Here is a 16,632-nt window from a genome sequence, read left to right as displayed (position 1 = left end):
AATATATATAATCCTATATTGCACAATCCACAGTTTTTAATATTATCTCCCTTCAAATTCATTGTTTTTAGCAAATACAATTTATTATTTGCTTTAAGATGTATTGAGCACTTACATTCTAAAAACTTTATATGTGGTCTTTTATGATGTAATGAAAAAAACATACTTCACATTACACAATGAAAAAAATTAGATTAACAAATCTGCCTTATTAGAATAGTCTAGTTTGAGTATCAATATAACTTGGCTCTGAAACTTCTTTTACAACATTACTATATTTAATTTTGCTTCTAAAATTTATATGTAGGGTAATGCATATACTTTATATGGAGGTTAATTTTTTATGAAAAAAGGGAAAATGATGGTCATTTTGCTTTCTACATTGATTGTGCTGATTTCTATTAGTGCAGTCAGTGCAAATAATGCAACGCAAGATACTCTTGAAATAAATGATTCAACAACTATGGCCATTGATAACAATGAAATTTTAACTGTTGAAAATGAAAATGCTTCATTAACTGCTTTAAGTTCAGATATAAACAATTCCGATGATAAATTGGACATTCAAAGGAATTATGTTTATGAAGACGGAGATGATACTGATGGGGTTATTGTTAAAAAGGATAACTTTGTCATTAACGGTAATAATTATGTAATTGACGGTAAGAACAAGACAAGGCTGTTTAAAATTGATGCAACTAATCTCACAATCAATAATCTTGTTTTGAAAAATGGAAACTTGCCTTCAATGATTTTGGGAAAAAACATCGTTACAAACAATGTGACATTTATAAATTGTAGGGGCATGCGTGGGGGAGCATTATATATCAGTAATTCTACCTATGCCAGTTATAATGATAAATTCATAGACAATTATGCAAATTTTGGTTCAGCAATCTATTCTTCATTGTCAAATGTAAGCGTCAGCAATGGAATTTTTAAAAGTGAAGATGACATTAATTGGAGTTTGATTTATTCATACGGCTCAGATATGGAAATTGCAAATTCCACTTTCACCAACACCACCTCTAAATATGCAACTGCCATTTACAATATCTATGGAAACCTTACATTATGGAAATCAAGATTTGTCAATTTATTTGCAATGAATACTGCCGGAGCAATTGCATCTAAGGAAAGATACAATGACATTATTGAAGGGTGTGAATTTATTAATGTTTCATCATCCAAAAATGGTGGAGCAATATTTTTTGATGGTGGAGAAGTTCAGGAAGGCAATGCATTAATCAGCAGTGCCTTGTTTGAAAATTGTTCATCAGAATTTGGAGGTGCCGTCCTTTCATTGGCCATGGCTCTTGAAATCAGAGATTCAACATTTATCAATAACTCTGCCGATTATAAAGGGGGTGCATTTTTCACTTCTGCAATGGAAGGAAAAATTATCAATTGTAGTTTTAAAGACAATTATTTGAAGGTTCCAATTGATTATCTGACATACGGAGGAGGAGCCGCATACATAGACAACTCAATAATAACTGTTAATGACTGCAAATTCATTGATAATCAGGCACTCAATGGTGCTGGATTATATTTCTATGACTGTGAATATCATATTGACAATTTGGAGTTTAACGGAAACGGCAATGCAATCATTACTTTTTTCGATGACAGCTGTGAGAAAGGTAAATTATTCGGAAACGATACTATATTGAAAAGTGATTTTAACAATGTATATTATCCAAGTGTAGTAAGCGGTATTGGAAAACAGTTGGCTTTAATAAACAATACAGTAAACATCACAAATATCCCTTCGAGATATAGTCTAAAAGATGAGCATTTGCTCACTCCTGTTAAAAATCAGGGAAATATGGCTTCATGCTGGGCATTTGCAATTGTTGGCTCTTTAGAGTCTGCTCTTTTAAAGGCAACAAATGTTACATATTGTCTTTCAGAAAATAATGTTCAAAATTCAATGCTGATGTATTCCCTGTACGGATCAAATTCAGTATATGAAGCTGCAGACAATATGGTGGGTTTAGGTTATGTTTTAAGTTGGTTTGGAGTATATCCATATAATTATGATGATTACGATGAACTTGGAAAAATTTCACCAATAATAACTTCTCCTGAACATATTCATATTCAGGATGTTGTTTTGGTGCCATATGCTCCTGGAAATTTGGATAGCGCAGCAACTGTCAAACAGGCCATTCTCAAATATGGTGCTTTAACAGGTAATTTATTATTTGATGACGAGTACTATAACGAAACAACATATGGATATTATTATCCTGAATTTGAAAATGCAAACCATGCAATATGTGTTGTCGGATGGGATGACAATTACTCCAAAGACAATTTCAATACTCCTGCCCCAGGTGATGGCGCATGGATTATTAAAAATAGCTGGGGAACTGAATGGGGGGATGAAGGATTATTCTATGTCTCATACTATGATCAAACATTAAATCCATCCCAAGACCACTATGGTCCTGCCTCTTTTATCGGTTTTATCATTGAAAATACTCTTCCGTACAACAATAATTATCAGTATGACTTCAGCGGAATTTCGGACTATCAGGAAGACTTCAAAGAATATATTTATCTGAATTATTTTGAAGCTTATCAGGATGATGTAATAGCAGGTGTTGGAACCTATTTTGATGATGAAAACGTTTCATATAAAATCGAGGTTATTGTAAACGGACAATTGGTTTACACTCAAAATGGCGTTTCACCATTCTTTGGGTATCATACTGTCAAATTGGACAAATATGTATCAGTAAAAAAAGGAGATAACTTTTCCGTTGCAATAACTTCCGATTCACTTCCTCTGTGCCTGTTTTCAAGAGCTCATTATAACGAGGCAACTTCACAATCATATATGGGAGGTTATTGGGAGGATGAGTCTGTAGGAGGTTCAGTTTGCTGTTTAAAAGTATATACTTTATCCAATCCTTTCATTACAGAGAATATTGCTGAATGTTATTCTCAGGATAAGGTATTTGCTGTTAATGTTAGTGAAAGCAATGTTACTGTGATGGTTTCTGTAAACGGAGTCAATATTACAAATATTTCAGATGAAAATGGAATAGCCAATTTCAAGCTGCCTTTATTAAAGCCAGGATTTTATACAATCACAACATATGTCAACGGCACAGCTGTCATCAACACAATCAATATATCAAGCAGTATAGGTGTTGATGAAAAAATCACTGTCGGCTACAATTCCAATTCAAAATTCACTGTTAACTTTTATGATGCTGGATGCAAGGTAATAAGCTCAGTAACCATTCCTATATATAATCATATAGGCTCATATAAAATAACTTTCAAAAATTATCTCACTTCAGAAACTGTAACTTCAACAGTCAATGTTGTATCCAGACTCAGTGGCAATAAAAATATCAATATGTTCTACAATGGCCAAAATACCTATTCAGTTAAGGTATTCGGTGCGGATGGCAAGGTTGTTGGCAAAAATGTAATTGTCACCATTAAAATCAATAAGAAAACCTTCAGGGTAAAAACCAATGCAAATGGTATGGCAATTTTAAAAATACCTAACACAATAACTCCCGGAACATATACAATAACTGCTACATATGCCGGTCAAACTGTTAAAAACACTTTAAAAGTGAAACAGGTGCTTACCAGTAAAAAAACAGTTAAGGTCAAAAGGACTTCTAAAAAACTGGTTTTAAAAGCAACTTTAAAACAGGGAAAAAAGGTAATTAAAGGCAAAAAAATAACATTCAAATTCCAGAGTAAAACCTACAGTGCAAAAACCAATGCTAAAGGTATTGCTAAGATAACCATCAAAAAGAATGTTATTAAAAAGCTTAAAAAAGGCAAATCTTATGCAGTTAAGATAACATATCTTAAAGATACAATAAAAACAACAGTAAAAGTTCAATAAGGATTTTTAATCCTTATTTCTTTATTTTTTAAATGCTTTGTCATTGTGTACTATTAAATATAATTCTTAATTCTTATCTTACTAGATAAATTATTTCAGCATGATTTAATAGCTATTCAAATTCGGCATCATGAACATTTTTCCAAAAAATTAAGTAAAAACATCAAATAAAATTCCTAACAAAGTTGGCTGAAAAGTACGCATAAGAGGTAGAACTTTTTCGTGAGTTTCAATATAGCTAGGATCCGAAATTTCTTTTACAACATCACTATCTTTAACATCACCAATCAATAGCAGTGAATCCGGATCATACAATTTTTGATTTCTTTTAACCAGCACCATGTTACTGTTTGCATAGTTGTAAAAGAAATAATGTATATTATGAGGATTTTGTAAAATGTTTTTCAAGTTAATTTTAAATATTCCAGTATAACATCTACACAAATTTTCTTATAAAATATTGGCACAAAACTATTTTACTTTATGCTAATGTTTATTTAATCCTCTTTGATTTTTAGGTACAATAAGGTCATATCATCGAACTGCTCTGCATCTTGTGTAAAACCATGAATGTCATTTAATAATGGTCGTATTGGATCATTATCACTTTTAAATTCATTAAAGAAGTTTAAAAGTCTGTTTTCCCCATACATTTCATTGTCGTTATTGTTTGCATCGGTTATTCCATCGGTGTATACTACAAGTTCATTTGTTAATGTTATTTCTTCATTTGTATAGTCAAAGTCTTCCATTATTCCCAAAACAATTCCAGAATCAATATTCAGATATTCAAATATATCATTTTCTTTTATTAATGGAGGGTTGTGTCCTGCATTTGAAAATGTTAGCTTTCCAGTTGCCGTATTGTAGACTCCAAGCCATAATGTGAGAAACATTGATTCGGAGTTGTTTTCACATAACTGATTATTCAGTAAATATAATGCTTTTGAAGGGTTCACTTCACTTTTAATCAACTGTTTTATCATGACTTGAGTAATCATTGCAAGGATAGCTGCTGGAACTCCCTTGCCTGATGCATCACCGATTACGATAACCAAATTATCTTCATCTATCGGATAATAATCGAAAAAGTCTCCTCCAACCTCTTTTGCAGGTTTTGAATATCCGTTAACAATATAATCATCATTAACTATAGCTTCAGTCGGAAGGTTTGCGGCCTGAATTCTTGTTGCAATATTAAGTTCAGCTTTGATGCGTTCCTTTTCACCTTCAATCTCATGAATATTTTCAATATAGCTATTGTTGAAGTTAATCAGATCAGTGTATGAACGGGCAAGTGTTCCAATTTCAGTCTCTTCATTAACATATTCAGAATAAATACCTACCAATTTGTCGGATTCTATCTTTTCATTTTCATGTATGAAATCCTCAATTTTTGAAAATGAAATGATAGGTTCAATGACTTTAATCTCAATGTATTTCAAAACAGAAAAAGAAGGTATGAAGAAAATTAAAAGTAAAATGTCCACAAGGATCATCATCGAAATCATGATTTCATTTGCATTTATTGGAAGGAAATCATCAATTGCAGTAATTAATAGATGGTCATATGATATTAAAATTCCAATGATGATTATAAACAGTATTGCCAAATGGAAAATGTTCATTATCTCTTCTGGAATGGATTTGGAATTTTTAATCATAATATCTGAAGTAATAGGCTTTGTTAAGTAAGCAAATAGAATTGCAGTAATAACAATCAACTCGAAAGCGGCAATGTAGTTATTTAAAAGATTGCCATAATCAGGTACTGCCGCTAATAACATAGTAATAAGCAATAATATTCCAAGTATTTTATATACTTTCTCTTTAGATTCATTATCGGATTTTTTGGGAATATGTACAAAATCAATTTTATTTGAAAGCCATAATCCGATAATTCCAAAAACAAATGCTGAATTGATAAAATTAAGGAAGTATCTGGTTTCAATAATGAAATGTATAGGAACTGTATCGGGATAAAATAAATAAAATAATTTTCCGTTCAATACGGAAAATAAAAGTGCACAGATGAGAGTTATTACTATAAATAAAATGATGTTATAAGTATTGTTTAATTTCGGCCGAGTTATTTCCAGTCTGCCTTTGTAATTGCCATACCATAATTTATATGCAAGATAGGATATTGCAAAACCTATAATTTCGGACAAAACGGAAATTGTCAGGCTGTATCCTCTTACAAGGTCACATAAAAAAGTTCCAAGGGCTGATCCGAGTGCACCGTATGGTCCAAAAAGCAACCCTGAAATTAATAATAATCCAACATGTGGGCTCAGACCCTCTCCGAAATTTTGCCAACCATTCAAATAATAAATTCCCAAATTAAATATTATCATTAATATGAAAGGAATTCCAATTTGTTTTAGCTTATCGTTCATCATTCCACTTTTTTAATAATCTTCAAGTGATTTTCACTATTGACATAAGTATAATCCAATTCATCCGCTATCTCTTTAGTTAAAAAAATTCCCAACCCTCCAATCTGAGCCTCATCGATATCATCTGGTAGGGGAGGATTTTCTTTTAAAAGGGGATTGAATTCAATTCCGTTGTCAATAAATTCAACTGTTAATGTTGGTTTTCTGAATTCGGCATTGACAATTATAAAGTCTGTTTTTGAGTAATCGACAATATTGACGAATACTTCTTCGACAATTAAATCGACTTGAATGTTTTTCTCTCCAAGCTCATTTAAAATAAACTCATTTAAAGAATATAATTCGCATATTTCGGGTTTTAGAGTTATTGAGTTCATTCTATCTTAAGGATTTTGTCAAAACCGGACATTCTGAATATTTCACCAACTGCATCATTGATGTTTTTGATAACAAACGGTATGTTTTCAGGTTTCAATTTCTTTTGTGTTGCAATCAGGACTCTAAGCCCAGCACTTGAAATGTATTCCAGGTCTGTAAAATCCATAATTAATGAGTCAAAATTACCAAATTCTTCATTAATCTCTTTATCAAGGTCTTGTGATGTGATAGTGTCAATGCGGCCTTCAATTGATAATGTCAATTCTTTTTCATTGTAATTTTTAACAATATTCATGATAATCACTATTATTATTATATAATTCATATTAATTTTAAATATTTTGTTTAGACTATAAAGAAGAATGGCAATTTATTAGTTGATATTAAATATCATGTAAATAATAAATAATAACAATATTAATTATCGTTTAAAAACATGGTGATTATTATGGAAAATTTACAAGGATATAATAATTGTTTAACAAATATACCTAATGTGAATGAATCAACATTCAATCAAATAATTTTAAATTTCGAAAAGAATATTGATGAATCTTTTTTTGCATCTGTAATGTCTGTTTATTTATCTAGAATAAATCAATCTGAAGGCATTGTTTTTAAGATTTACAGAAATAATAAAGAAATTCCCCTAAAAATCGAGTATAATGAGAATAGCTCAGTTAATTATTTATTATCTGAAGTTGATGAATTGATAAATAATTTACAAGAGGAAAATTATATTTTTGATAATGAACTTTTGCATGCCTACTCTATTTTTAACATGAAAAATAATGATGAGTTTGTTCCTCATGAAAAATCTATTTTAAACTGTTTGTTTGATGAAAATTCCGTTAAATTCGTTTATAATGACAGTATTTTTTCACAAGTTCAGATGGAATTTTTAATTGACAATATTAAGGATTTAATTAAACGCATGGGTGAAAATCCCGGCATTCCATTAAAAGATTTAAATATAGTCTCAAATAATGAAATGGAATTGTTAAAAAGATTTTCAAAAACTGATAGATTGGATTTCGATGAAAATGAAACAATAATGAATTATATCCATAATAATGCTTTAAAAACACCAAATCAAATAGCCATCTCCGATACAATAACTGATATAACTTACGGTGAATTTGATAGATATATTAATGCTTTATCAGCAATATTGCATAATTTAGGTGTTGAAAAAGGTGAATGCGTTGGTGTTCTGCTTCCAAGAATTCCTATGTACATTGTCTCTTGTATGGGAATTACAAGAAATGCTTCCGTTTTTGTCCCTCTTGATTTAACATACCCAAAGGACAGAATTGATTATATTATTGAAGCCAGTGATATGAATTATATCATATCTTCAAAAACTGTTGATTTTGCTTCGCAATTTGAAGATAAAAATATATTATACATTGAAGATTTGGATTTGGACGCCGATGAAGTGTCTCCAAATAATGCGGTTGCTAGCGATCCGGCAGTAATTTATTTCACATCAGGGTCAACCGGAAATCCAAAAGGAGTTAAATCATCCCATTACACTTTCTTACTTGAAGCATTATACTCTTCAAAATATTTAACATCCGGTTCAGACATTGCATGTTACGTTAACTTCACATTTGCATTTTCAGTTGTGCTATATTCTGCTTTTGTTAAGGGAGCCAATTGTATCATATTAAATGAGCATTTAAAAGAGAATGTTCCTGAATTAATTGAATTTTTACAGGTAACTCCACTTGATGCCTTAATTTTACCTACCGTTCTTGGGGCAACCATATTGGAGAAAACAGAAATTAAAACAAAGAATATGATTATTGCAGGTGAAAGATTAAAAGAAGCAACACCAACTATATTAAGTCGTAAAACTGATTTGATTAACTGTTATGGTTCTTCTGAAGCTTTAGTAATTGCATATCAGGACGTCAAAAAAGCATCACAATTGGATGAAATCCCAGTGGGTTTCCCTGCAGGAAATACGTGGGTTTATATAGTGGATAAAAATAACATGCCTCTTCCAATTGGAGTTCCTGGTGAAATCGTTATATCTGGTTTAAAATTAGCGTTAGGATATCATAATAATGAATCCCAGACTAATGAAAGTTTTGTTGAAAATCCGTTTTCTGATTGCTGGGAAAATGAAAGAATGGTTCACAGCCGAGACCAAGGATACTTCACTTTTGATGGTGAACTTGTGGTTAAGGGAAGAATCGACAGGCAAATCAAGCTTAGAGGTTTAAGGATTGAGCCCGGAGAGATTGAAAATGTTGTTTTAAATTATTCACCATCAATTACAAATGCAGTTGTTGAACTTAGAAATGATAACCTTGTATGCTATTATATTAGTGATGGCGAAATTGATGAGGATGACTTAAATGAGTTCATTAAGAGTAAAGTGACACCATATATGGTTCCTTCATTTTATATGAAAATGGACGAGTTCCCACTTAACCTGAATGGAAAAGTGGACGTCAAAGCTCTTCCAACACCAGAATTTGCTATCGAAGAAATTATCGAACCAAAAACAGAGATTGAAATTAAATTATTCGAAATTATCTCAAAAGTGTTAAAAACAGATAAATTTGGTGTCACTACCGATTTAATTAAATTAGGTTTGACTTCACTTTCATCAATAAAAATTGCTTATGAAATAGCATCCAATTGGGGAGTGCAACTCAGCATTAAAGAGCTTAGTGAATCAAAAGACATTCAAACCCTGACAACTTTAATTGACACTCCAATTGAATCTGCAGAGGCATCTCATGAAAAGCAAGACCTGTATCCTTTAAGCCAAAATCAGTTGGGAGTTTACTTTGAATCCATAAAGCATCCTGACAAATTGATTTATAATACAACCTCTGCCGTTGATTTTGGATCCAACATTGATGTGGAAAAACTTAAAAGATCAATAGTTAATCTAGTAAATAAATATACTTACCTTAAAAGCATATTATTTGAGGAAAACGGTAAAACATATCTTAAAAGACAGGACGATGAACCTGTGGCTGTCGATATCTTTGAAAGTTTAGCTACAGATGAGATTAAAAACAGTTTTGCACGGCCATTTGACTTGTTTAAAGGACCATTGTATCGTTTTGAAATTTATTATACAGAAGATAAAACCATATTGCTTATGGATGTTCACCATATATTATTTGATGGAACTTCAGTAAATCTATTTATTAATGAGTTATTAGATGAATATGATGATGTTAATGATGCAGAAGAAGTCAGTTCTGGATTTGACTTTATTTTAGATGAAAAAGAACTAGAAGGAAGTGAAAAATACCTTAAAGCTAAAGAGTTCTTTGAAGACAGATTGGTAGATATTGAAAATGTCACTTCAGTCGAGCCTGACATTATCGGTGAAAAAGATTTGGGTTCTCTTAAAGAGGTTTCAGTTAAAATCAATAAGGATGATATTTTCGAATTCTCCAAAAGGAACAGTATAACTCCAAACAGCTTGTTTTTATCTTCAGCTCTTTTAACATTGTCTAAATTCTCATACACCAAGGACATGCTTTTAACTACAATTTCCAATGGAAGAATCAATCCTAAGTATTTCAAAACATTGGCAATGATTGTAAGGTCTCTTCCAATTGCAATGACTATTGATACCAATCAAAGTGTTTTGGATTACATTAATTCCGTGAATGATGCTTTTGTCGATACAATTGACAATGAATCTTATCCGTTTACCAAAATATTTGAAGAATACAATTTTGTTCCGGAAATTTATTATGCATATCAAGTGGGATTATTTGATGAGAAAGTATTGAAAAACGGAAATAAAGTTAAAGTTGAACCCTTGGAACTTGATTATCCTAAATTCAACATTTGCATATATGTTGAAGAGGATTTGGAAAACATTAATCTCATCATACGTTATAATGACCAATTGTATTCACATGAACTGATGAAAACGTTAGTTGAAAGCATTGATTTAGTATTAAATAAATTCATGGATTCTTTAACTCAAAATGCTTCAGACGTTTCACTTTTAACTAGCCTTGAAGAAAATGAAATAGCTAAAAAGGAAAATGAGTTAACATTAGACATCCATGAACCATTATTGAAAGATAAATTTGAATACATTGCCCCTAAAAAAGCAGATGATATTGCAGTTTATGCAAATGACACCAATTTAACTTTCGGAGAACTTAACGCAAAAGCAAATGTATTTGCAAATTCATTAATTGATAGGGGTTTGAAAACAAATGATAAAATCATTTTGAAATTAAATAGAACTTCTAAATTGATGATAGCACTTATAGGTGCTTTGAAAGCGGGTGTTTCTTTTATCCCAGTGGATCCGAAGTATCCTCAAGAGAGAATCACTCATATTCAGGAGGATAGTGGATGTAAGATGATTATATCCGATGACCCGCTTACTGGTGAAGTTGATATTGACAGTTTACTTGACGGAACAAATACTCAAAATCCAAAAGTGGATTTAAAAAATGATGACATTGCACTACTAATTTATACATCCGGTTCAACAGGTCTTCCGAAAGGGGTAATGATAAAGCAGGACAGCATTACAAATTATATTAAGCCTACTCCTGAAAACTCTCCTATAAATGCAATAGCTTGTGATGTTTCAAAAATGTTATCCATAACGACCGCTTCATTTATCGCATTCCTGCGTGAAGCCTTCGCATCTGTTATGAATGGAGTTCCGATGGTTCTTGCGGATGAGGAAACATCAATGAATCCAATTAGATTGGCAGCCTTAATTAAAAAATATGAAATTGACGGAATGTCAGCAACACCATCTAGACTGCAGCAATATTTAACAATTGATGATTTCAAAAGGGTTATAAAAGACATTAAGGTCATTACTATAGGTGGTGAAAAGTTCATCGAATCATTATATCCTACATTAGTCAAATACACTGATGCTGAAATTTATAACTCCTATGGTCCGACAGAAGTAACTATTGCATCTCATGCAAAACTGATGCAGGATAACATTGTATCTGAAGGAAAACCTATTCATAACACTATCGATTCAATCGTGGACATTGACAATAATCCATTACCTAACAATATTGTAGGAAATATTGCACTTGGTGGAGTCGGAGTTTCTGCAGGATACTGGAACAAACCTGAGCTAACAGAAGAAGTATTCTATACTAAAAATGGTATTCCTTATTACAATACCGGTGATTTAGGTTATAAACTTGACAACGGTGAATTAGTGGTTGTAGGTAGGGCAGACTCACAGATTAAACTTAGGGGTTTAAGAATAGAAACCGGTGAAATTGAAAATGTCATACTAAAAAACAGTATTATTGATTTGGTATTTGTTAATGTACAGGTCATCAATGATACTGAATATTTATGTGCATATTATGTTGCAGATTCGCAAATTGATGCCAATAAATTAAAAGAGGACATTTCACAGGAATTAACAGATTACATGATTCCAACATTCTTTATTCAATTGGATGAATTGCCTTTAAATCCTAACGGTAAATTGGACAGGAAAAAATTGCCCCTTCCATCAGTTGATGATGAGATAACGGAGGTTGTTGAGGCGTCTAATGAATTGGAACAAAGTGTATTGGATATGTGTAGGGAAATTATTTCCAAAGATGACTTTGGTGTTACAACCAATCTGTTCAGCATTGGTTTCACATCACTTACCGTCATTCAGCTGCTTGCAAGGATTTCCGAAGAGCTAAAAGTTGATGTAAGTATAATGGACATGATGAAATCAAAGAATGTTATGGAAATTGTTGATCTGATAAATGCTGCTGAAGAAGTATCCGAAACTGAAGAGGTTGAATTGAGAGAATACTATCCTTTAACGCACAATCAACTGGGAGTATACTTTGACTGTATTAAAAATCCTGATAAAATAGGTTACAATTTACCGAAAATCATTAGATTTGATAACAATGTAGATTCAGCCAAATTAAGGCAAGCAATCATTGATGCCATTGATTTGCATTCTTATCTAAAAATGGAAATTGTTCAAAAAGATGGTGAAATATTACAGAAAAGAAATGACGGCTTAGATGTTTCAGACTTAATAACAATTACAAAACAGGATGTGGAAGTAACACAAGATGACATCGACAAGTTTATACGTCCGTTTTCATTATCTGAAGACTTCTTATTCAGGTTTAAAATAATCGAAACTCCTACAGAAGTTGTCTTGCTCAATGATTTCCACCATTTAATTTTAGACGGAACATCAGCAAATCTCTTCTTTAGAGACATTACCCTAATTTATGATGGTAAAATCGATGAAATTCCGCAAGAAACGGTTGATGCCTTTGAATATAGTTTAATTGAAAGTGAATTGGAACAATCAAATAAATACAAGCAAGCTGAAGCATTCTTTGATAGGGAAATTTCTGAATTTGAGGAATCAACTGTAGTTACACCTGATCTTGAATCTGATGAAGAAGGTGTTTTATGCACAAATGAACTATCCTTAAATGCCAGTGATATTCATAATTTCTGCAGAAAAGAGGGCATAACTGAAAACAATTTGTTCCTGTCAGCTACAATTTTGGCATTATCCAAGTTCACTTTTACTAGAGATTTATTGATTTCAACAATATCAACAGGCAGAACCAATCCAAAATATCGAAATACTATTGGAATGCTTGTAAAAACACTTCCTTTCACATGCCATATCAAATCAGACAAATCCATTAAAGATTTGCTTGAAAATGTTAATGAAAACTGGTTGAACACTTTGAATTATGAGTTTTATCCATATACTAAAATTGCAAACAAATATGATTTGGCTCCCGAATTCCTATATGTCTATCAGGGAGAAATTATTGAAGATTTGAATATGAACGGCAAAACCTATGAAAGAGAAAGAATCGATTATGATTCATTAAGGTTTAAAATATCATTCAATATCTTGGAGGAAAAAGGAGAGTTGAAATTAATCAACCAATATGATGATTCCCTTTATTCAAGCCATATGATTGACTTATTCAATAGTGCTGTTAAGACAATTATTGAAAAATTCATGACCTGTGACATATCTGAAACAAAAGTCAAGGATGTTGCCATTATAGATGAACCTGAACTTGAAGAATTTGATTATTCATTCAATCCGTTCCTAAACGAAGTGTTCCATGAGACTGTTGAGAAAAATAAGGATAAATTGGCATTAATTGCTGAAGATGGTGAATTTACATATGATGAACTGAATCGCAAAGCTAATCGTATTGCCAATGCTTTAATTAAAAAAGGAGTTAAACCGGGAGACAAAGTTTTATTCAAACTTAAACGTGACAGTAACTTAACTGCATCCATGTGGGGTATCATCAAAGCGGGAGCAGCATTCATTCCAGTTGATCCAGAATATCCTGAAGAACGTATTAATTATATTTACAGTGACTCTGAAGCGGATTATATCATTTCTGATTTTAGTGATTCCACTACATTAAATGTATTTGATTTATTAAAAGAAGAAAATGAAACCAACCCTATTGTTGAACTTGACCCTGATAATCTTGCATTTTTAATTTACACATCAGGATCAACAGGTAATCCTAAAGGAGTTATGCTCACCCACAGAAATATTACAAACTATCTGCTTGTAAAACCTGAAAACAACTATATTACTGATGTAGTAGAAAATAGAAAACGTGTTTTAGGAATTCAGACAGTAACATTTGATATTTCTGTCTGTGATGTTTTAGTGCCGTTAACACACGGTTTAACATATGTATTTGCAAGTGATGTTGAGGCAAAAGATGTACTTGCTCTTGCGAAATTAATTAAACGTACAAAAGTTGATGCAATGGCGGGAACCCCTTCAAGAATGTTCCAATACCTTGATTTAGAGGAAATGCAGGAAGCATTCAAAAATCTTAAATCCGTTTCTCTAGCTGGAGAACCATTTAAACCACAATTATACACTAGAATCAAATCCATTAATCCTGATGTTAACTTATACAATGGATACGGACCATCAGAAACCACAATACATACAAACCATAAATTACTTACAAGTTCTGAAAATATCACAACAGGTAAACCACATTACAATGTGATTATGGATATACGTGACATTGACGGCAATTTAGTTCCTGATGGAGTAATAGGTGAAGTATGTATTGGAGGATTAGGTGTAGGAAAAGGTTATCTGAACAAAGAAAAACGTACAAAAGAATCATTCATTGAAATCAATGGTATTAACTATTATAAATCAGGGGATTATGGTGTAATTGACCCTGAAGGTGAAGTAGTAATTCATGGAAGAATGGACAATCAAATTAAACTTAATGGTTTGAGAATTGAGTTGGGAGAAGTTGAACAGGTGATCTTAAAATTCGGTGATATCAAAGAAGTTGTTTGTGCAATTAAAAAGATTAATGATAATGACCATTTATGTGCTTATTACACTTCAGATGAGGAAATCGATAAGGACGAACTAAAAGATTTCATTTCTCAATCATTAACAAGATATATGGTTCCATCTGTTTTCGTCCAGCTTCAGGAATTGCCTTGGACACTGAACGGTAAAATTGAAGTTAAGAAATTACCTATTCCTGAAATATCCAATGAATATGTCAAACCAACTAACAATGTCGAAGCGTTCTTTGCATCTGCATTTGAGGAGATTTTAGGCCTGAATAAAGTTGGAGTTACAGACAATTTCTTTGACATTGGTGGAACATCTCTGCTTGTGACTAAACTCACTATCAGTGCTTTAAATGAAGGTTATGAAGTTCAATATGCGGACATATTTAATTATCCTACTCCAAGAGATTTGGCGGAATTTATTTCAGGAACAGAAATTGTTGAAAGTGAGGAAAGTCAATATGATTATTCAAGAATTGATGAGCTTTTAAGTCAAAATACTATGGATAACTTCATAAATGGTGATTTGCGAGATTTGGGTAACGTTTTAGTTACAGGGGCAAGCGGATTTTTAGGAATCCATATACTTAAAGATCTCATAGAAAATGAAGATGGATTTATTTATTGTCTGCAACGTGCCGGAAGAGGCCTTACAGCTGAAGAAAGATTGAAATCTTTACTCTTTTATTACTTTGATGAAAATTACGAAGATTTATTCGGTAAACGGATTTTTGTCGTTGAAGGTGACATTACAAACATTGAAGATTTCAAGAAACTTGAAAGCTATCCTATTGACACAATCATTAACTCAGCGGCTAATGTAAAACACTTTGCTGAAGGCAGTCAAATCGAAGATGTTAATATTTTTGGGGTACAAAATGGATTGGAATTTGCTAAACGCATTGGTGCTTGTTATGTTCAAGTTTCTACAACCAGTACTGCTGGTGAGAGCGTTAATAATTTCCCACCTAAAGACACTGTATTTGATGAGCAAACATTGTATGTTGGTCAGGCATTGGACAATAAATATTTATCCAGTAAGTTTGCAGCCGAACGTCTGGTTCTTGAGCATGTTGTTGAAGGGGGCGAAGGTAAAATAGTTCGTGTAGGTAACCTGATGGCAAGGGAGGCTGATGCGGAGTTCCAAATCAACTTTGAGTCAAACGGTTTCATTAACCGTTTAAAAGCATATGTTACTCTGCATGCAATGCCATTCGATTTGCTTGTTGCGCAAACAGAATTCAGCCCTATTGATATTGTAGCAAGATCTATTATTGCTTTAGCTAAAACACCAAAAGAAAACACTGTGTTCAATGCATATAACAGTCATTATATTACTTATGCTGATGTCTTACATACAATCGTTGCTCAAGGCTATGAAATGAGTAAAGTGGAAATGGATGAATTCAATGAATTATTAGATGAAGCCAGAAAAGATGAATCAAAGCAAGAAGGTATTTCAGGACTTGTTACACAAGTTGGTATGGGTAAAGCCAAAAACAGAAGCATAGTCAATGTATCAAATACATTCACTACCAATATTTTAAATCATTTAGATGTATATTGGCCTTTAACAACCTATGACTACTTGAATAACTTTATCAATTACCTTAAAGGAATGGGATTTTTGGAGTAGATGTCTAA

General features: G+C 32.1%; 6 protein-coding genes. 2 read left to right on the top strand and 4 right to left on the bottom strand.

Annotated elements, in window-relative coordinates; translation table 11 throughout:
* Nucleotides 1-343: 343 nt before the first annotated feature.
* Complete coding sequence (locus IKS50_RS07310) at nucleotides 344-3,880, top strand: C1 family peptidase (RefSeq protein ID WP_292847695.1); 3,537 nt, start codon at nucleotides 344-346, stop codon at nucleotides 3,878-3,880.
* 150 nt (nucleotides 3,881-4,030) lie between these two features.
* Here IKS50_RS07310 and IKS50_RS07305 read toward each other — a convergent pair whose 3' ends face one another.
* Genes IKS50_RS07305 through IKS50_RS07290 form a run of 4 tightly spaced genes read right to left on the bottom strand, consistent with a single transcriptional unit; the run spans nucleotide 4,031 to nucleotide 6,952 of the window.
* Nucleotides 4,031-4,324 (bottom strand): hypothetical protein, encoded by a 294-nt coding sequence (locus IKS50_RS07305; protein WP_292847691.1) that lies wholly within the window; start codon nucleotides 4,322-4,324, stop codon nucleotides 4,031-4,033.
* A gap of 53 nt (nucleotides 4,325-4,377) precedes the next feature.
* A complete protein-coding gene (locus tag IKS50_RS07300; RefSeq protein ID WP_292847688.1) occupies nucleotides 4,378-6,279 on the bottom strand; it encodes a PP2C family protein-serine/threonine phosphatase in 1,902 nt (633 codons plus the stop codon).
* Entirely contained in the window at nucleotides 6,279-6,656 is a 378-nt protein-coding gene (locus IKS50_RS07295; RefSeq protein ID WP_292847685.1) for an ATP-binding protein, read from the bottom strand. The genes IKS50_RS07300 and IKS50_RS07295 overlap by 1 nt, the downstream gene beginning before the upstream one ends.
* On the bottom strand, nucleotides 6,653-6,952 hold the full coding sequence (locus IKS50_RS07290; protein WP_292847682.1) for an STAS domain-containing protein: 300 nt from the start codon (nucleotides 6,950-6,952) through the stop codon (nucleotides 6,653-6,655). The genes IKS50_RS07295 and IKS50_RS07290 overlap by 4 nt, the downstream gene beginning before the upstream one ends.
* A 153-nt stretch (nucleotides 6,953-7,105) precedes the next feature.
* On the opposite strand from IKS50_RS07290, the gene IKS50_RS07285 reads away from it, so the two are divergent.
* Nucleotides 7,106-16,624, top strand: a complete 9,519-nt coding sequence (locus tag IKS50_RS07285) for a non-ribosomal peptide synthetase (protein ID WP_292847679.1) — start codon at nucleotides 7,106-7,108, stop codon at nucleotides 16,622-16,624.
* The last annotated feature ends 8 nt before the right edge of the window (nucleotides 16,625-16,632 follow it).

The sequence above is a fragment of the Methanobrevibacter sp. genome (assembly GCF_017539065.1).
Classification (GTDB): Archaea; Methanobacteriota; Methanobacteria; order Methanobacteriales; family Methanobacteriaceae; genus Methanocatella.
This window is presented reverse-complemented; position numbering and strand designations above follow the sequence as displayed.